Consider the following 18,621-nt stretch of genomic DNA (forward strand, 5'->3'; position numbering starts at 1 on the left):
CCGGCTCGCGGCGGGTCTGTGCTCGGCCCGTTTGGTGAAAGGAGCCGGCACGTGCCCGCCGCGGACGCGCCGGCTACGCCGGTTGCGGAGAGCCGAGCTGTGCCGCCCGATCTCCGAGAACGAACGAAGGGTCCACCTGTGCCGCGAGATCGGCCCCGGTCTTCGCGTTGCCCCAGCTCTCGGCGTTCCGCAGATGGAAGTGGACCATCTGGCGGGTGTAGCGCCCCCAGTCCCGGCGCCCGTACGACGCGTCGGCCGCGTCCTGGAGCATGCGCAACGCCTCGCGGCTCTGGTCCTCCAGCCGGTTGAAGAGGGGTGGGCGGCCCTTCTCCATGGCTCGCACCCATTCCGAATGTCCGACCGTGACCAGCAGGTCCTCACCCACCTGTTCCCTCAGGAAGTCGACGTCGTCGGGGGCCTGCACCTTGTTGCCGATCACTTTGAGCGCGACCCCGAAGTCCCGCGCGTACTCCTTGTACTGCCGGTAGACCGAGACGCCCTTGCGGGTCGGCTCGGCCACGAGGAACGTCATGTCGAAGCGGGTGAACAGTCCGGAGGCGAAGGAGTCCGAGCCGGCGGTCATGTCGACGACCACGTACTCGTCCGGCCCGTCGACGAGATGGTTGAGGCACAGCTCCACCGCCCCGACCTTGGAGTGGTAGCAGGCCACCCCGAGATCGGATTCGGTGAACGGACCCGTCGCCATCAGCCGGACGTCACCGCCGTCGAGCCGGACCGTCCGTGCACAGGCCGCGTAGACCGGATTGTCCTCGCGCACGCGGAGCAGACGCGATCCCTCCCCGGGCGGCGTCGTCTTGATCATCGTCTCGGCCGATGAGATCCGCGGGTTCGTGCCCCGCAGGTAATCCTTGATCATCGGAAGGTGTGCGCCCATGGCGGGCAGCGCCGCGGACTCGTCCTCGTCGAGACCGAGCGCAGCGCCCAGGTGCTGATTGATATCGGCATCCACGGCGATGACGTGGGCCTGCTGGTCGGCGAGGTGGCGGATGAAAAGCGAGGACAGCGTGGTCTTGCCACTGCCGCCCTTCCCGACGAAAGCGATCTTCATGTTCACCTAAGGTAGCGGCCCGACTGCGTTCGGTGGTCGGACTCCGTGAAGAAGACCACTCCAACGTGGGGGGAGCGGCTGGTGCGCGTAGCCTCCCTACTTATGAGTACGAACGCCTCTGACCCCTTGGCCGCACTCGGCTCCCTGCCCGGGGTCTCGGACGCTGTCGATTCCGTGCGCAAGGCCGTCGACCGCGTCTACGGTCATCGGGTCATGCGACGGCGCAGCAACGAGGTCGCATCCGAGGCGGCCCTGCGCGGGGCCCGTGCCTCTGCGGCGCTCTCGGATGCCGACTGGGCGCTGGAAGAGGTGCGCAGGCGGACCGACTTCGGTATCGAGGGCGACGCGCGCACCGTAGGGGCCGCTCTCAGGCTGACCGCCGAGGCCGGTCAGCTGCTGTCGATCTGGCGGCAGTCGCCGCTGCGGGTGCTGGCGCGGCTGCATCTGGTCGCCGCGGGCGGCGCCGCGCCGGACGACTCGGTGGGTCGCCCGAGGCTTGCGGGCGAGAAGGTCGACGAGCCGCTGATCACCGCGCCGCTCCCGGACGCCGACGAAGTGGCGGGGCGGCTCGAGGGCCTCTCCGGTCTGATCATCGCGGGGAGTTCGGCCCCGGCGCTGGTGATGGCCTCGGTCGTGCACGGCGAACTCCTCGCCCTGCGGCCCTTCTCGTCGTTCAACGGGCTGGTCGCGCGGACCGCCGAACGGATCGCCCTCGTCGGCAGCGGCCTCGACCCCAAGTCGATCTGCCCTGCGGAGGTCGGCCACGCGGAACTCGGCCGCGAGGCCTATCTGGCAGCCTTTGACGGCTACCTGTCAGGGACTTCGGAAGGAATGGCGACCTGGATCGCGCACTGCGGCCGGGCCGTCGAACTAGGCGTGCGTGAGTCGACGGCGGTCTGCGAGGCGCTGCAGCGCGGCGCGGCCTGACGCCGGCGCCGGATCCCGATTCGCCAACTGCTACGCGTGGCCCGATCCGGCTGCGTCAAGCACATCGGCATGCGTAAGGCTTTCGCGCCTGCGCTCAGAGCCTTCTTCCCCACCTCAAAGGGATGCGGCGGTACCGGAATTGGTACCGCCGCTGGCATGTCCGCCCAGTTACCAAGCGTCCTCGATATGTTGCCCATCAGGTCGGAAACTCTGTCCGTCACCTGGTGCGGCTGGCCCGTAATCGACGGGTCGACGTCGCGTGGGTGCTGTACGTCCATGCTCGGTCCGTGGGGCCTTTGTTGCGTAGAAGGTGATCCTCTCGGATGTCCCAGGTCTCGCGGGCCGTTGAGTCCTTTGTACTCCAGCGGCCCGGCAAGCGGAACCCCTCGCTGCACTTCTTTACTTTTAGGTTCAAATACGGGTAATGGAGCCGTTGCGTCGCCGGCTCGCGTACCAGACAAGACCGGCAGTGGCCGCCGCGGCGCCGATTGCGGCGACGGCGAGCAGGGCGGGCCGAGGTGGCATCGAGAAGGCGGGGAGCCGCTGCTTCAACCGCACAGGGCGGTTGAAGACGAGCACCGGCCAGCCGCGTGCCACCGCTTCGCGGCGCAGCGCCCGATCGGGATTGACGACATGGGGGTGGCCGACGGACTGCAGCATGGGGATGTCGGTGACGGAGTCGCTGTACGCGTAGCAGCGCGACAGGTCGTACCCCTCGGACTCGGCGAGTTCCTTGACCGCTTCGGCCTTGGTGGGTCCGTAGGCGTAGTAGTCGATCTCGCCCGTGTAGCAACCGTCGTCGCCGACGACCATCCGGGTCGCGACCACGCGGTCGGCGCCGAGGAGCTCACCGATCGGCTCGACCACCTCGGCTCCGGAGGTGGAGACGATCACGACGTCCCGCCCGGCCGAGTGGTGCTCCTCGATGAGGGACGCGGCCTCGTCGTAAATGATCGGGTCGATCAGATCGTGGAGGGTCTCGGCGACGAGCTCTTTCACCTGGCTGACGTTCCAGCCTTTGCAGAGCGCCGACAGATACTGGCGCATCCGCTCCATCTGGTCGTGGTCCGCGCCGCCGGCCAGGAAGACGAACTGCGTGTAGGCAGTGCGCAGTACGGCACGCCGGTTGATCAGCCCTCCTTGGTAGAAGGACTTGCTGAAGGTCAGCGTCGACGACTTCGCAATGACCGTCTTGTCCAGGTCAAAGAAGGCTGCTGTGCGTGGCAAGGATCGGTTTTCCACGACGCCGAGCATAGGCGCCCACCATTCGGCGTAAGCTGGGGCGCGTGGGTTTGCCTGAGAAGGCTCTCGGGTACACCATGGAAGTCACGGATCGTTCGCGACCGTGCTAACCCGGTCCGACTCCTCCCCCCCCGAGTCGGCCGTGGGGACGACCCCCGCTCTCCCCCCCGGCGGGGGTCGTCGCATGTCCGGACGCATTTTCGTCCTCGTCGCCCGATTGTTCGGCACTCTTCCCAGCCTGTGCAGGCCCCCTCGGCGTCGTTTGACCGAACCCTCGATCGGTCACGCTCCGTAGCTGTCGGGCTGCGCTCAGGAAGTCATACCGGAAGTCACCGGTATGGGCGAGCGCGATATTCACAGGCGGGGAGTTGTCCACAGTTTTTCAGCAAGATCCACATCATTTTCCGGCGCGCTGCACGGTGATTCCGGCCCCGAAGTTCGCGGGCCGAAGGAATCACTGATCCGGGCCGGTGCGCCGGCCCCGTGAGATCCACCGCGGCAGCGCGGTGAGAGGGGCAGAAATGATGGTGGGATCTCTCACATCCAGGCCCGGCACATCCGCGACCTCCACGGTGCCTACCGCGTCCGGGCCGCCCCGCGCGTCGGGAGCGTCGGATCCGCCCCGTGCATTCACCGCCGTGGGTGAGCATCGCGACGGGCCCCTGATCGTCACCGAGGATCCGCAGCTCCTCGACGATCTTCTACGGCTGTGCGCCGCGGCGGGCGCCGAGCCGCAGGTCCACCATGCGGTACCCGAGGGGCCGGGAGGCTGGGACAACGCACCGCTGGTGCTCGTCGGAGACGACGCGGCTGCCCGCTGCAGAGGCGCGGCCCGCAGACGCGGTGTGCTGCTCGTGGGCCGGGACCAGGACGATCCCCGGGTGTGGCGGCACGCCGTGGAGATCGGCGCCGACTGCGTCCTGCGACTTCCCGACGCCGAGGGCTGGCTCGTCGACCGCATCGCCGATGTGGCCGAGGGGGTCGGCAGACCCGCGCTCACGGTCGGAGTGATCGGGGGCAGGGGCGGCGCCGGAGCGTCCACGCTCGCGGGGGCTCTCGCTGTCACCGCGGCCAGGGCGGGCCGGCGGACGATGCTCGTGGACGGCGACCCGCTCGGCGGCGGGCTTGACGTTCTTCTCGGCGCAGAGCAGTCCGAAGGCAGGCGCTGGCCCGAGTTCGCGGCGTCGAAGGGGCGTGTGGCGGGCGGTGCGTTGGAGGAGTCCCTGCCCTCGCTCCACGGGCTGCGCGTGCTCAGCTGGGACAGGGGCGATTCGGTCACGGTGCCTCCGGAAGCGATGCGCTCGGTGCTGGCGGCGGCTCGCAGACGCGGCGGAGTCGTGGTCGTGGATCTACCGCGGCGGGTGGACGAAGGCGCTGCGGAAGCCCTGGCACAGCTGGACGTCGGTCTGCTGGTGGTGCCGGGCGAACTGCGGGCGGTGGCAGCGGCAAGGCGGGTCGCCTCTGCCGTCGGCATGGTGCTTTCCGATCTGCGGGTCGTCGCGCGCGGGCCGTACGCGGCAGGGCTGGACGAGCAATGGGTGGCCGAAGCGCTCGCCCTGCCATTGGTGGGCGAAGTGCCGCTGGACACCGGTCTGAGCGCCGACCTGGACGGGGGTGTACCGCCCGCTGCCGGGGCTCGGGGGCCGTTGGCCCGGTTCTGCTCGGCGTTCTGGGAGCGAGCGCTCGAGGGGGACGGTGTCCGATGACCACGACACTGCTCGAAGCGGTGCGGCAGCGGCTGGCCGAGAGCGGCGCGGAGCCGACACCGGCTCGGGTGGCGGCTGCGCTGCGGGCGCAGGGCCGGCTGCTCGGTGATGCGGAAGTGCTGGGCGCGGCAGAGGAGTTGCGGTGCGAACTGGTGGGGACCGGACCGCTGGAGCCGCTGCTCGCCGATCCGGCGGTGACGGACGTTCTGGTGTCCGCCCCGGACCGGGTCTGGGTGGACCGCGGCGGTGGACTCCAGCTCACCGGCATCACGTTCACAGACGCGGCGGCGGTGCGCAGGCTTGCGCAGCGGCTCGCGGCGGTCGCAGGGCGGCGGTTGGACGACGCACGCCCGTGGGTGGATGCCAGGCTCCCCGACGGCACCCGGATGCATGCGGTGCTGCCGCCGGTGGCAGTCGGTTCGGCCTGTCTGTCCCTGCGTGTCGTGCGGCCCCGCGCCTTCTCGCTGAGTGAGCTCGTCGCTGCGGGGACGGTCCCACCGGGCGGCGACCGGCTCCTCGAAGCTCTGATCGAGGCGAGGGTCTCCTATCTGATCAGCGGAGGCACCGGCACGGGCAAGACGACGCTCCTCTCGACGCTGTTGGGGCTCGTGGGCGAGCCTGAGCGGATCGTGCTGGCCGAGGACTCGGCCGAGTTGCGGCCCGACCACCCGCATGTGGTCAGGCTGGAGTCACGCCCTGCGAACCAGGAGGGGGCGGGTCAGGTCACGCTGCGGGATCTCGTGCGTCAGGCCCTTCGGATGAGACCGGACTGGCTGGTGGTGGGCGAGGTCCGCGGCGCCGAAGTCATGGATCTGCTCGCCGCGTTGAACACGGGGCACAGCGGGTGCGGCACGGTGCACGCCAACACGGCCGCCGACGTTCCGGCCCGGCTGGAGGCCCTGGGCACTGCGGCGGGGCTCGGCCGGGCGGCGCTGCACAGCCAGCTGGCCGCCGCCTTGTCGGTGGTGGTCCATCTCGTCAGGGACAGGGACGGGCGCCGCCGGGTCGCCGAAGTGCATGTGCTGGAACGGGATCCGGCGGGGTTGGTGGTCACGACTCCGGCGCTGCGCTGGGGTGCGACGGGATTCACACAGGAGCGGGGCTGGGAGCGGCTGCGGGCGTTGACGGGGGCGGCGTGGTGACGGCCGCGGCGATGTGCGCCGCGGCATGTGCGGGGGTGGCGGTGTGGGTGACGGTCGGCGGTAGCCGGCCAGGGCGGCGAGCGGGGCTGGTGCTCTCGGGCAGCGGGTCCGTCCCACCGGCCCCCGGATGGGGTGCGGAGTCCTTGTGGCGTGCGGCGCGGTCGTTCCGGCGGGAGTGGTGGTGCCTTCCCGCGGCGCTGCTGCTGTCGGTGCTGGGCGAATCCCCTCTGCCGTTGGTTGCCGGCGTCCTCGCGGTCCCTGTGGTGCGACGGCAGTTGCGTGCCGCCGAGCGCAGACGGACCGAGGCACGCAGGGCCGATGCGGTGATCGCGCTCTGTGGCGGGATCGCCGGTGAGTTGAGGGCCGGGGCTCAGCCCGGCCAGGCGCTGCTGGCCGTCGGCCGGGACGCGGGCGCTTTCGGAGTGGCCGAAGCCGCCGTGCTGGCTGCTGCGCGATTCGGCGGCGATGTGCCCGCGGAGCTCCGACGGGCCTCACACGAACCGGGCGCGGGAGGGCTTGCCGGGCTTGCCGCTTGCTGGCTGGTGGCGGTGGACGGAGGAGCGGGGCTTGCCTCCGGCCTTGACCGGCTGGAGGCCGCACTTCGCGGCGACAGGGATCAACGGGATGCACTGCGCGCTCAGTTGGCCGGAGCTTGGTCGACGGTCGTCGTGCTGGCGCTGCTTCCGGTGGTGGGACTGGCCTTGGGTTCGGCCCTGGGAGCCCGGCCCCTGCGAGTGCTGCTGCACACTCCGGCCGGCTTGGGCTGCCTGGTGGTGGGTGGGCTGCTGGAAGCCGCCGGGCTGTGCTGGGCGGTACGCATCGTGCGGGCGGGGGCGGGGCCATGAGCGGTGAGTTCGTCCACGGCTTGCGGACGCAGCCGCTTGGGACACGCGCGCTGATGGCGGCGGGCGTGGTCTGGCTGGGCTGTCTGGCGGTCGGATGGTGGTGTGAGCGTGGACGGCGCCGGCATATCGACAGGCTCGTGCCACCGGGGCGAAAGCGGCGACGGAGGCGGACGCTCCGCTGTGGAGCGTGGCTGCGTCCCTGGGCCCTGCCGGCTGCAGCGGCGGTCATCTGCCTGGCCCTGGCCGGCGGTGTGACCGGCTGTCTGCTGGGCGCCGCCGGAGCTTACGGCCTCCGGAGGTGGCAGCAGAGGCGGATACGGGACAGGACTGGGGTCCAGGACCGTTCGCCGGAGCAACTTCCTCTTGCCGCCGATCTGCTGGCTGCCTGTGTCTCGGCCGGGGCAGGACCGCGTGAAGCGGCGGAAGCCGTGGGGCAGTCCCTCGGCGGGCCGGTCGGTGAGCGGCTGGCGACGGTGGCCGCAGAGCTGCGGCTCGGCTGTGAACCGGCGCGGGCGTGGGGACGGTTCGGCGAGATACCGGGTGCGTTCGGACTGGCCCGCTGCCTGGAGCGGGCCGGTACATCAGGTGCGCCGGCGGCGGAGCCCGTCGCACGGCTGGCCGCAGGCCTCAGGGCGGAGCGGGCCAGGTCCGCTGCGGCACGGGCTCAGCGTGCCCAGGTCCTGATCACAGCGCCGGTGGGGCTCTGCTTCCTGCCCGCGTTTCTGGCGATCGGGGTGGCCCCCGTGGTGATCGGCCTGGCGAGCGGGCTCTTGAGCACCCGCTGAGACGAACAGCGGCCCAGGCAGGGACCTCACGGCCGCACGGCTGTGCCCGACCGCTTGGGCGAACCGAACCACAGGCGCCCCGGCCGGGCGGCGGGCGCTTCGAAGGTCAAGTGACAACCGCGCAGTGAACTGCGATGAACCAAGGAGAGATCGGCATGAAGCTCATGGCAAGGATGAAGGACTGGGCGAAAGGCGTAACCAAGGCGGGCGCCACGGCACGGGCCCGGCTCGGCAGGCGATGGATGCGCGCCGATGCCGGGATGACCACGTCGGAGTACGCGATGGGAACGATCGCGGCGTGTGCCTTCGCAGCGGTGCTCTACAAAGTGGTGACGAGTGGGTCCGTCTCCTCGGCGCTCGAATCGGTGATCGGGAAGGCACTCGATGCCCAGTTCTGACGCCGGTGCGGGTCTCGCGGCCGGGACCGGGACCCGGCCCCGCCGCGCCGCCGGGGCGGTGGCCTCTCGCACCGGGAGGACCGGCCAGCCGTGGCGGTTCCCGGGAGACCGGGGTTCCGTGACCGCGGAGGCGGCCGTCGCCGTTCCGGCACTGGTGGTGTTCGCGATGGCGCTCGTCTGGGGGCTGGTGGCGGCGTCGGCCCAGATCCAGTGCGTGGACGCGGCCAGAGCGGGAGCGCGGGCGGCTGCGCGATCGGAGCCGCGGGAGGCCGCGCTGTCCGCTGCCCGGTCGGCTGCCCCGTCCGCCGCCCGGGTCTCTCTCGGGCGCGAAGGCGACCTCTGGAGGGTGCGGGTGGAGGCTCCGACGCCGGGCCCGGGAGCACTGGCGCTCACTCTCGCCGCGGAGGCCACCGCGCTCGCGGAGGACAGCGTGGGCGACGAGGACAGCGTGGGCGACGAGGACAGTGCTGGCGAGGAGGCGTCATGAGACCTGGGCACGACCGGGGTTCGGCGACCGTGTGGGTCGCGATGGCGGCGTGCGCCATATGCGCGGTCTTCGCCGTGGTGCTGGCTCTGGGGCAGGCCGTTGTCGCTCGTCACCGGGCCGGCGCTGCGGCCGACCTGGCGGCGCTCGCCGCGGCGGACCGAGCTCTTGATGGCACAGGGGCGGCATGCGACGCCGCGGCACGGGTGGCGGAAACCCAGGGCGCCGCTCTGCTCCGGTGCACGCTGGCGGGTGAGATCGCCGATGTGACCGCCGGCGCCTCGCTCGGTCCCTACACCCCGGAGGTGAGGTCCCGTGCGGGGCCGCCACAGAGCCCGACGCACGGGGACCGGTGAGGCCCGCGAAACTGCGAGCCCGCCAAGGGAAGCCGGTGGGCCCTGCGACTCCCATGTCCCGCTGAGCTCGCCGGGCTCGTGCTCGCACCCGGGCTCGTGGCCGTGCCACCGGGTCCCGGGCGGAGGGCCCGTGCCACCCAAGGGCGCCCGGACGACCCCGCGTCACCCATGTGGCCCAGGGCCTCCGGAATTCCGGAATTTCCGTGGCGGCGAAGTCCGGATGAGGGAGCACACCCGGGGAACGTCGAGGGAGGCCCCTGGGAGCGAGGAAGGAGGAGGAAGGGGCCGAGGTCGCGGTTAATCGCCCGCAGCGGGCTCAGGAGCGCCCCGTGGGAGCCTCCGGGCCTGCCGGTGGGCCTTCGGCCGGGGCGTCCCTCAGAAGGACCGTCAGCAGGCGTACGGCGGCGCGCTTGTGCAGCGGCTCGTTGCCATTGCCGCACTTGGGGGACTGGATGCAGGACGGGCAGCCCGACTCGCACTCGCAGGAGGCAATGGCCTCACGGGTCGCGTCCAGCCACTCACGGGCGGTGTGGAAGGCCCGCTCGGCGAAGCCGGCGCCACCCGGATGGCCGTCGTAGACGAAGACCGTCGGCAGCAGCGTGTCCGGGTGGAGTGGGACGGAGACCCCGCCGATGTCCCAGCGGTCGCAGGTGGCAAAGAGCGGCAGCAGTCCGATGGAGGCGTGCTCGGCGGCATGCAGGGCGCCGCCCAGCTGCTCGGGATTCACCCGTGCGGCATCCAGCTGGTCCTCGGTGACCGTCCACCACACGGCCCTGGTGCGAAGGGTGCGCGGGGGCAGATCGAGCTTGGTCTCGCCGAGCACTTCCCCGGTGATCAGCTTGCGGCGGAGGAAGGAGACGACCTGGTTGGTGACCTCGACGGAGCCGTAGCACAGCCGTCCGGCTCCCCAGGGGATCTCGGTGTCGGTGTCCAGGATGGAGATGGAGGTGGTGTCACGGGCGGTGGTGGAGTACGGCGGGTTCGCCTCCTCGACGAGGGCGACCGAGTCCTCCAGGTCCAGCCGCTTCACCAGGTACGTACGGCCCTGGTGGAGGTGGACGGCGCCTTCGTGGACGGCCGTGTGCGAGGCGGGCTCGTCGACGGTGCCGAGTAGCCGTCCGGTCGCCGCCTCGACGATCTGGACCGGCCTTCCGCCCTCGCCCCGGATGTCCGTGAGGTCGGCGGCGCGCTCCCGGCGCGTCCAGTACCAGCCCGTGGTGCGCCTGCGCAGCAGCCCGGCGCTCTCCAGCTGGGGCAGCAGCTCCGTCGCGGCAGGGCCGAACAGAGCAAGGTCGTCCTCCGTCAGGGGTGTTTCCGAGGCTGCCGCGCAGAGGTGCGGGGCGAGGACGTACGGGTTGTCGGGGTCGAGGACGGTGGACTCGACCGGCTGCCGGAACAGCGCTTCGGGGTGGTGGACGAGGAAGGTGTCCAGCGGGTCGTCACGGGCGACCAGCACGGCGAGGGCACCCTGCCCGGAACGGCCGGCGCGCCCTGCCTGCTGCCAGAGCGAGGCCCGGGTGCCCGGATACCCCGCGATCACCACCGCGTCCAGCCCTGACACGTCCACGCCGAGTTCCAGGGCCGTGGTCGCCGCCAGCCCGAGCAGCTCACCCGAGTGGAGGGCCCGCTCGAGGGCGCGGCGCTCCTCCGGCAGATAGCCGCCGCGGTAGGCGGCGACCCTGCGGGCGAGCGAGCGGTCGACCTCGGCCAGGCGTTCCTGGGCGATGACGGAGATCAGTTCGGCCCCGCGCCGGGAGCGCACGAACGCGACCGTACGCACGCCCTGGACGGTCAGATCGGTGAGGAGGTCGGCGGTTTCGGCGGTGGCGGTACGGCGGACAGGGGCGCCCTTTTCGCCCCGCAACTCGGTGAGAGGGGGCTCCCACAGAGCGAAGACGAGCTCACCGCGGGGCGAGGCGTCGTCGGAGACTTCGGTGACGGTCACACCGGTGAGGCGCTGCGCCGCCACGGCCGGTTCCGCGGCGGTGGCGGAGGCGAGGAGGAACACCGGGTCGGCGCCGTACCGGGCGCATATCCGGCGCAGCCGCCGCAGCACCTGCGCCACGTGGGAGCCGAAGACGCCCCGGTAGGTGTGGCACTCGTCGATCACCACGTAGCGCAGCGAGCGCAGGAAGGACGACCAGCGGGGGTGCGACGGGAGGATCCCGCGATGCAGCATGTCCGGATTGGTGAGCACGTAGTTCGCGTACTGGCGTACCCACTCGCGTTCCTCGACGGGCGTGTCCCCGTCGTACACGGCTGGTCGCACCCGGTTGCCGAGCGGCGCGGCGAGTTCTTTCACGGCGCGCTGCTGGTCGGCGGCGAGGGCCTTGGTCGGGGCGAGGTAGAGGGCCGTGGTGCCGCGTCCGTTGGGGGCTTCGGCGCCGTCGAGCAGGGTGCTGAGCACCGGGGCGAGATAGGCCAGCGACTTGCCGGAGGCAGTGCCGGTGGCGATCACGACCGACTCGCCGTCCAGCGCGTGTTCGGCGGCGGCGGCCTGGTGGGCCCAGGGGTGTTCGATCCCTGCCTTCTCGATCGCGGCCACCACTTCCGCACGGATGCGATGGGGCCAGACTGCATGGCGACCCGGCCTGGGGGGCAAGTGCTCCGTATGAGTGATGCGCGCAGCCCGGCCCGCCCCCATGGCGAGCCGGTCGAGGACCGTACCGGGGGAGGGGCGGGTCTCCCCGCTCTCGGCGGGTCGTCTGGAACGGTGATTCTTGGCCATCGGCACCGAGTGTGTCACCGGCGTGACGGACAATGGTCCCAAGGCGTCGTGCATGGCTGCTGGTAAGTGATTGAATGCCATCGCGGCTGGCGATGCGCCCCCTGGCTCCGTCGGGGAGACCCGAGGGGCGACCGCTCGATAGCAAGGTGCTGGAGGATCCGTGGACCTGTCCCTGTCGACTCGCAATGTGTCCGGCCCCGGTGGCGACCGTACGGTCGTCGAGGTCGGTGGCGAGATTGATGTGTATACCGCGCCCAAGCTGCGCGAGCAGTTGGTCGAGTTGGTGAACGACGGCAGCTACCACCTGGTTGTCGACATGGAGGGTGTGGACTTCCTCGACTCGACCGGCCTCGGCGTGCTGGTGGGCGGTCTCAAGCGTGTGCGTGCACACGAAGGCTCTCTGCGCCTGGTCTGCAACCAGGAGCGCATTCTCAAGATCTTCCGGATCACTGGTCTGACCAAGGTGTTCCCCATCCACACGACGGTCGACGAGGCCGTCGCCGCGACCGACTGAGTCGGACGAGAGGCAGCGGAGACCTCCGGACCGTTCCTCAGGGTCCGGAGGCTTCCGGGAAGCCTCGGTGACTCCGGGCAGATCCGGAGACTTCCTGAGGAGAGCAGGGGTACCCGGGCGCAAGCCCGGGCCCCCGAGAAGCACGCTCGCACGCTCGTACGTCCAAGGGGGACCGCATGGCCACCGTCGAACTGCGCTTCAGCGCTCAGCCCGAGCACGTCAGGACGGCCCGTCTGGTCGCCGCTGCCGTGGCACGCCGGGCCGGGGTCGACGAGGCCGTCTTGGACGAGGTCAGGCTCGCCGTCGGCGAGGCGTGCAGCAGGGCTGTGGGGCTGCACCGCATCAACGGCCTCACCGCTCCCGTGCGCGTTCTGCTGACCGAGGAGGAGAAGACGTTCTCGATCCAGGTCGTGGACGAGGTGCCGGTCGCGGGCGCAGACGGCGAGAACGAGGCCGCTTCCGGTTCCGCGAATGGGGCCGAGGACGGCACGGACGGCGACGGCGAGGACCAGATGGGCCTCGCGGTCATCAGCGGGCTCGTCGACGATGTCGAGGTGACCTCCGGATCGGACGGTGGCGTCATCCGGATGAGCTGGCCGATCAATCCGGCCACGATCGCTTCGTGACCATCCTGACCCGGCAGGCGCGTCCGCCTGCCTCCGCGTTCCTGCCGCGCTGACGCGGCGCCGTGTGATCGTTCATCCGACAGGCCCTGCTGAGCAGGGCCTTTTTTCATTTATCTAGATCATGGATCAAGAGTCAATGCTCTTGCACCATTACTGCTTTCGGTGGGAATCTCGGAACGCGATCTTTTGCTGAGGAGCAGACAAAGGTCAATTCCATTTGCCGCGCCCTGTTTTGATCAGGTTCCGCTCCCTACAATCCGTCCACATCTTGAGCTCTGACGTCAAGGAGGACGAATGGCGGGGCTCCTCAACCCACACCCGACCGACCACCCCCTTTCTCTTGCTGCCGCGGTACTCACCGACGAAAACCGGATGATCGTCATTGTGATCGCGGCAGTTGCGCTGGCGGCGCTGGTCGTCGCGCAGTTGCTGGTACGCCAGGTCCTGGCGGCCGGCGAAGGCACCGATTCCATGAAGAAGATCGCGGCTGCCGTCCAGGAAGGCGCGAATGCCTATCTGGCACGGCAGTTGCGCACCCTTGGGATCTTCGCCGTCGTGGTGTTCTTCCTGCTGTTGCTGTTGCCGGCCGACAACTGGTCCCAGCGTGCGGGACGTTCGGTGTTCTTCCTGGTGGGTGCGCTGTTCTCGGCGGCCACCGGATACATCGGCATGCGACTTGCCGTGCGCAGCAATGTGCGCGTCGCCGCCGCCGCGCGTGAGGCGACCCCGGCCGAAGGCGAGCCGGAAAAGGATCTGACAGCAGTCGCACACAAGGCCATGAAGATCGCCTTTCGTACGGGCGGTGTGGTCGGCATGTTCACGGTGGGCCTCGGCCTGCTCGGCGCGTCCTGTGTGGTTCTCGTCTACGCGGCCGACGCACCGAAGGTTCTGGAGGGCTTCGGTCTCGGCGCCGCCCTCATCGCGATGTTCATGCGTGTCGGCGGCGGCATCTTCACCAAGGCCGCCGACGTCGGCGCCGACCTCGTCGGCAAGGTCGAACAGGGCATCCCCGAGGACGACCCGCGCAACGCGGCCACCATCGCCGACAACGTCGGCGACAACGTCGGAGACTGCGCGGGCATGGCGGCCGACCTCTTCGAGTCCTACGCCGTCACGCTCGTCGCCGCCCTCATCCTGGGCAAGGCCGCCTTCGGTGATCTGGGTCTGGCCTTCCCGCTGATCGTTCCGGCGATCGGCGTGGTCACCGCGATGATCGGTATCTTCGCGGTCGCCCCGCGGCGCGCCGATCGCAGCGGGATGACCGCCATCAACCGGGGCTTCTTCATCTCCGCGGTGATCTCTCTGGTGCTGGTGGCCGTCGCCGTGTACGTGTACCTGCCGTCGTCGTACGCGGACCTGGACGGTGTCACCGATGCCGCGATCCTCACGCACGAGGGCGATCCGCGTGTCCTCGCGCTCGTGGCGGTGGCGATCGGCATCGTGCTGGCCGCCCTGATCCAGCAGTTGACCGGGTACTTCACCGAGACCACCCGCCGTCCCGTCCGCGACATCGGCAAGTCGTCTCTCACCGGCCCGGCCACCGTCGTGCTCACCGGTATCGCCATCGGCCTGGAATCGGCCGTGTACACCGCGCTGTTGATCGGCCTCGGGGTGTACGGCGCGTTCCTGCTCGGCGGTACCTCGATCATGCTCGCGCTGTTCGCCGTGGCCCTCGCCGGCACCGGTCTGCTGACCACCGTCGGCGTCATCGTCGCCATGGACACCTTCGGCCCGGTCTCCGACAACGCCCAGGGCATCGCCGAGATGTCGGGCGACGTCGAGGGTGCGGGCGCGCAGGTGCTTACCGACCTCGACGCCGTGGGCAACACCACGAAGGCGATCACCAAGGGCATCGCCATCGCGACCGCCGTGCTCGCCGCGGCCGCGCTCTTCGGCTCGTACCGCGACGCGATCGCCTCCGCGGTCAACGATGTCGGCGCCAGGGCCGGCGAGATGGGCCTGAGCCTCGATATCTCCCAGCCCAACAACCTGGTGGGGCTGGTCCTCGGAGCGGCCGTCGTCTTCCTCTTCTCGGGGCTGGCGATCAACGCGGTCTCCCGGTCCGCCGGTGCGGTGGTCTACGAGGTGCGCCGGCAGTTCCGCGAGCACCCCGGGATCATGGACTACAGCGAGAAGCCCGAGTACGGACGCGTCGTCGACATCTGTACCAAGGACGCGCTGCGTGAACTCGCCACCCCGGGCCTGCTCGCGGTGATGGCGCCGATCGCGGTCGGCTTCGCCTTCGGCGTCGGATCGCTCGGCGCCTATCTCGCGGGCGCCATCGGCACCGGCACCCTCATGGCCGTCTTCCTCGCCAACTCCGGTGGTGCCTGGGACAACGCCAAGAAGCTGGTCGAGGACGGTCACCACGGCGGCAAGGGCAGCGAGGCGCACGCCGCGACGGTCATCGGCGACACCGTCGGCGACCCGTTCAAGGACACCGCGGGCCCCGCGATCAACCCGCTGCTCAAGGTGATGAACCTGGTGGCGCTGCTGATCGCTCCCGCGGTGGTCCAGTTCACCTACGGCGACGACGCCAACGCGGGCGTACGGGCGGTGGTGGCCGCGATCGCCCTGCTGGTCATCTTCGGCGCCGTGTTCGTGTCGAAGCGGCGTTCCGTGGCCGTGGGTGACGAGGACAACACGGCCGAGCGTTCGGCCAAGTCGCCGGATCCGGCGGTCGTTTCGTAGGCGGACATCACGCCCGCACGAAGCAAGGCTCAAGGCACGGGCGGACGGCGCGCATTGACGCGTCGTCCGCCCGTTCCTGTCTCAGTGCACCGAATCGGCATGTGAAAGACCACAACGTGATGAGAGCCTCGTATCTCTTGGTGCAAATGGTTACAAAGTCCCCCATACGGAACGGCTCCCGTGCGATTGTCGTCCTCTTGGCGTGTATGTTCCGGGGCCGAGAGCCTTGGAAGGGACCGATCCGGTGAAGGTGAACAAGAAGCTCGCGGCATCGCTGTCCGGCTGCGCGGCACTCGTGCTCGCAGTGTCCGGCTGCAGCAGCGAGGACGACGACGGCAAAGTGACCGCCTGGGCCAAGACGGTCTGCGACCAGGCGCAGCCGCAGATCCAGAAGAGGGCCGACGCCCAGCAGACGATCATCTCGACCGCTGCCGACGGCAAGCCGGCCGACATCCAGGCCTCCGACTCGAAGGCTTTCCAGGACATCGCCGCCGCCAACAAGTCCCTGGCCGCGGCGGTGGAGGCGGCCGGTACTCCGCCCGTCGAGAACGGCGCGACGCTTCAGCAGGACGCGGTGAAGGAACTCAACGCCACGGCCACCGCCTATCTGAACCTGAAGAAGCAGGTCGACGCGCTCAACCCGAAGGACCAGCAGAAGTTCGCCGACGGGCTGCAGAGCGTCGCGGACGGGCTGGCGAAGATCGAGAAGATGGACCAGGACGCGCTGGGGAAGCTGCAGTCCGGCCAGCTGGGGCAGGCGATGGCCAAGCAGCCCGGCTGCCAGAGGGTCAAGCCGTCGGTGACGGCGTCCGGCAATCCGGGCGCGGGTGCCTCCAAGCCTGCGGCCAAGCCGTCGAACGCCACCGGGCCGTCCAAGTCCCCCGCTTCGCCGAAGTCCTCGGGCGGGTAGCGTCCGCTCCCGTCGGCCGGGACACCGGGACGCCGGGCCGTCGGGACCGACGGGCGACCGGACACCGGGCCGTCCGGGCCACCGCACGGCAGCCGTGCCCGGTCCCTGCTCGGCCGCTCGCCGCCGCTTGTCCGTCACCCGGGTACCGCACGGCCCGGGTGGCGTGATGCATACGCCTGCCACGGCCGGGTGCGCGGGACAGGAGTGGCAGCCGGGCCCGCGGGCGAGAATGGGCGCGTGAGTACGACCAGCATCCCCGCAGGCCTCCCCGTGCCCGACCAGTCCGCCCGGCTCCGCGCAGCCCTGCTCGCCGCCGATTTCACCGCCGACGGGCTGCTCGAACTTCTCGGCGCGCCCGCCTACGCCGCGCTCGCCCGCAGCGAGACCGTGCCCGCGGTGCGCGCCACCCGCGGGGACTCCCCGCTGGAGACGCTCGTGCGGCTGTTCCTGCTGCAGCAGACCGTCCCCTACGACCGTGCGCGCGCCGCGCTGCCCTGGGACGAGGCGCTCGCCGACGGCTGGGTGACCAAAGACGGCGACGGCGTCCGGGCGGCGGTGGACGTCCGTCCGTACGGCGGTCCCGAGGGCCAGGACTGGTTCATCGTCTCCGACCTGGGCTGTGCGGTCGGCGGAGCCGGAGGCGCGAGCGGCCGGGACGAGGCGATGGTGCTCGGCGTCGGCGGTGCCTCCACCACGCTGGCCGGGATCACCGTCCGTACGCCGGTGGCATCCGCTCTCGACCTGGGCACCGGGTCCGGGATCCAGGCACTGCACGCCACCCGGCACGCGACCCGTGTCACGGCCACCGATCTGAACCCGCGGGCACTGGCCTTCACGCGCCTCACCCTCGCCCTGTCCGGCGCGCCCGAGGCCGATCTCCGCGAGGGCTCGCTCTTCGAGCCGGTCGCCTCCGGCACGTACGACCTGATCGTGTCCAATCCCCCCTTCGTCATCTCTCCGGGCGCCCGGTTGACCTACCGGGACGGCGGGATGGGCGGGGACGATCTGTGCCGCACGCTCGTCCAGCAGGCGGGGGAGCGGCTGAACGACGGGGGCTTCGCCCAGTTCCTCGCCAACTGGCAGCACGTGGAGGGGGAGGAGTGGCAGGAGCGCGTGCGTTCCTGGGTGCCGCGTGGCTGCGACGCCTGGATCGTGCAGCGCGAGGTGCAGGACGTGACGCAGTACGCGGAGCTGTGGCTGCGCGACAGCGGCGACCACCGCACCGCTCCCGAGGTGTACGAGGCGCGGTACGAGGCGTGGCTGGACGAGTTCGAGGCGCGCGGGACCAAGGCGGTCGGTTTCGGCTGGATCACCCTCCGCAAGACGGCGGCGCAGCGTCCTTCGATCGTCGTGGAGGAGTGGCCGCATCCTGTCGAGCAGCCCCTCGGCGAGACCGTGAGGGCCCATTTCGAGCGGCAGGACTATCTGCGGACGCACGACGACGCGGCGTTGCTCGCCGACGCCTTCGTCCTCGCCCCGGAGGTGGTGCAGGAGCAGGTGGGCCTGCCCGGCGCGGAGGACCCCGAGCACGTCGTGCTGCGGCAGAACCGGGGCATGCGCCGGGCCACCAGGGTCGACCACGTCGGTGCGGGCTTCGCCGGGGTCTGTGACGGGACGCTCGACGCCGGGCGGATCCTCGATGCCATCGCCCAGCTGCTCGGTGAGGACCCGGTGCTGCTGCGTGACCGGACGCCCCAGGCGATCAGGCTCCTTGTGGGGGAGGGTTTCCTGGACCCGGTCCCGGTCATGGAGTAAGTAATCGGTCACCTTGTATCGCCCCCGGTCAGGCCCGGTCGTTCCAACGCCTCTTCCGATCACCGGCTCCGTCCCCGGTCTCGTCCCAGGCTTCGTCCCGGGCGTCCTGTCGAGCTCCGTGTGCCGACGCGGCCGCCCGTGTGAATTCGGCCATTGTTCGAACGCCGGTCCACGGTGGGCAGACATGCGTGCGGCCGCATCGAGGCGCCGTCGCCGCGTTCGGGGAAGCCCGACCGAGCTGCGGCGAAGGCCGACACGGGCGTGACGGAGGACGACGGAGATCCGCCGGAAGAGGTCCCTCCTCTTCCGGTGACCCCGGCGCGATCCCGGCGCGACCCCGATGCGATCCGGACACGAGCCTCGGGGCGGCTCACTGCTGCGCCGCCCGGGCGGCGGAGCAGTGACCCTCGCCACCCCGGCGCGCCCTGGCGCCGCCCGGGTGA

The 18,621-nt window shown here is 70.6% G+C and carries 16 protein-coding genes; 13 read left to right on the top strand and 3 right to left on the bottom strand.

Translation table 11 applies throughout. The features are described 5' to 3' along the window. Window positions 1–73 precede the first annotated feature (73 nt). A complete protein-coding gene (locus ACTWOL_RS20815; protein WP_474298276.1) occupies window positions 74–1,069 on the bottom strand; it encodes an ATP-binding protein in 996 nt (331 codons plus the stop codon). A gap of 102 nt (window positions 1,070–1,171) precedes the next feature. On the opposite strand from ACTWOL_RS20815, the gene ACTWOL_RS20820 reads away from it, so the two are divergent. Next, window positions 1,172–1,996 (top strand): Fic family protein, encoded by an 825-nt coding sequence (locus ACTWOL_RS20820; RefSeq protein ID WP_474298277.1) that lies wholly within the window; start codon window positions 1,172–1,174, stop codon window positions 1,994–1,996. A gap of 411 nt (window positions 1,997–2,407) precedes the next feature. Here ACTWOL_RS20820 and ACTWOL_RS20825 read toward each other — a convergent pair whose 3' ends face one another. After that, the gene (locus ACTWOL_RS20825) at window positions 2,408–3,223 is read right to left on the bottom strand and encodes an HAD family hydrolase (protein ID WP_474301211.1); all 816 of its coding nucleotides are present in this window, start codon (window positions 3,221–3,223) and stop codon (window positions 2,408–2,410) included. Window positions 3,224–3,876: 653 nt separating this feature from the next. Here ACTWOL_RS20825 and ssd point away from each other — a divergent pair. The 7 genes from ssd to ACTWOL_RS20860 all read left to right on the top strand — a co-directional run bounded on the left by ssd (window position 3,877) and on the right by ACTWOL_RS20860 (window position 8,954). Further along, window positions 3,877–4,944 carry a septum site-determining protein Ssd gene (gene ssd / locus ACTWOL_RS20830; protein ID WP_474298278.1) on the top strand — a complete coding sequence of 356 codons (1,068 nt, stop codon included), beginning with the start codon at window positions 3,877–3,879 and terminating at the stop codon, window positions 4,942–4,944. After that, window positions 4,941–6,086: a TadA family conjugal transfer-associated ATPase gene (locus ACTWOL_RS20835; RefSeq protein ID WP_474298279.1), complete on the top strand. Its 1,146-nt coding sequence runs from the start codon at window positions 4,941–4,943 to the stop codon at window positions 6,084–6,086. The genes ssd and ACTWOL_RS20835 overlap by 4 nt, the downstream gene beginning before the upstream one ends. After that, entirely contained in the window at window positions 6,080–6,931 is an 852-nt protein-coding gene (locus tag ACTWOL_RS20840) for a type II secretion system F family protein (protein ID WP_474298280.1), read from the top strand. Before ACTWOL_RS20835 ends, ACTWOL_RS20840 begins: the two co-directional genes overlap by 7 nt. A gap of 53 nt (window positions 6,932–6,984) precedes the next feature. Further along, the gene (locus ACTWOL_RS20845) at window positions 6,985–7,716 is read left to right on the top strand and encodes a type II secretion system F family protein (protein WP_474301212.1); all 732 of its coding nucleotides are present in this window, start codon (window positions 6,985–6,987) and stop codon (window positions 7,714–7,716) included. A 155-nt stretch (window positions 7,717–7,871) separates the two neighbouring features. Beyond that, window positions 7,872–8,114, top strand: coding sequence for a DUF4244 domain-containing protein (locus ACTWOL_RS20850; RefSeq protein ID WP_474298281.1), 243 nt, complete (start codon window positions 7,872–7,874; stop codon window positions 8,112–8,114). 118 nt (window positions 8,115–8,232) lie between these two features. Next, window positions 8,233–8,601: a TadE family type IV pilus minor pilin gene (locus ACTWOL_RS20855; protein ID WP_474298282.1), complete on the top strand. Its 369-nt coding sequence runs from the start codon at window positions 8,233–8,235 to the stop codon at window positions 8,599–8,601. Then, window positions 8,598–8,954 carry an Rv3654c family TadE-like protein gene (locus ACTWOL_RS20860; RefSeq protein WP_474298283.1) on the top strand — a complete coding sequence of 119 codons (357 nt, stop codon included), beginning with the start codon at window positions 8,598–8,600 and terminating at the stop codon, window positions 8,952–8,954. Before ACTWOL_RS20855 ends, ACTWOL_RS20860 begins: the two co-directional genes overlap by 4 nt. Window positions 8,955–9,270: 316 nt before the next feature. Here ACTWOL_RS20860 and ACTWOL_RS20865 read toward each other — a convergent pair whose 3' ends face one another. Continuing rightward, entirely contained in the window at window positions 9,271–11,700 is a 2,430-nt protein-coding gene (locus ACTWOL_RS20865) for a DEAD/DEAH box helicase (RefSeq protein WP_474301213.1), read from the bottom strand. A gap of 142 nt (window positions 11,701–11,842) precedes the next feature. Here ACTWOL_RS20865 and ACTWOL_RS20870 point away from each other — a divergent pair, with 142 nt between their 5' ends. The 5 genes from ACTWOL_RS20870 to ACTWOL_RS20890 all read left to right on the top strand — a co-directional run bounded on the left by ACTWOL_RS20870 (window position 11,843) and on the right by ACTWOL_RS20890 (window position 18,178). Continuing rightward, window positions 11,843–12,196: an STAS domain-containing protein gene (locus ACTWOL_RS20870; RefSeq protein ID WP_003967428.1), complete on the top strand. Its 354-nt coding sequence runs from the start codon at window positions 11,843–11,845 to the stop codon at window positions 12,194–12,196. A 176-nt stretch (window positions 12,197–12,372) separates the two neighbouring features. Continuing rightward, window positions 12,373–12,822, top strand: coding sequence for an ATP-binding protein (locus ACTWOL_RS20875; RefSeq protein ID WP_474298284.1), 450 nt, complete (start codon window positions 12,373–12,375; stop codon window positions 12,820–12,822). A gap of 294 nt (window positions 12,823–13,116) precedes the next feature. After that, window positions 13,117–15,513, top strand: a complete 2,397-nt coding sequence (locus ACTWOL_RS20880) for a sodium-translocating pyrophosphatase (protein WP_474298285.1) — start codon at window positions 13,117–13,119, stop codon at window positions 15,511–15,513. Between the two features lie 244 nt (window positions 15,514–15,757). After that, window positions 15,758–16,423, top strand: a complete 666-nt coding sequence (locus tag ACTWOL_RS20885; protein ID WP_474298286.1) for a hypothetical protein — start codon at window positions 15,758–15,760, stop codon at window positions 16,421–16,423. 237 nt (window positions 16,424–16,660) lie between these two features. After that, window positions 16,661–18,178: a DUF7059 domain-containing protein gene (locus ACTWOL_RS20890; protein WP_474298287.1), complete on the top strand. Its 1,518-nt coding sequence runs from the start codon at window positions 16,661–16,663 to the stop codon at window positions 18,176–18,178. The last annotated feature ends 443 nt before the right edge of the window (window positions 18,179–18,621 follow it).

This window comes from Micromonospora sp. IBHARD003 (assembly GCF_056106285.1).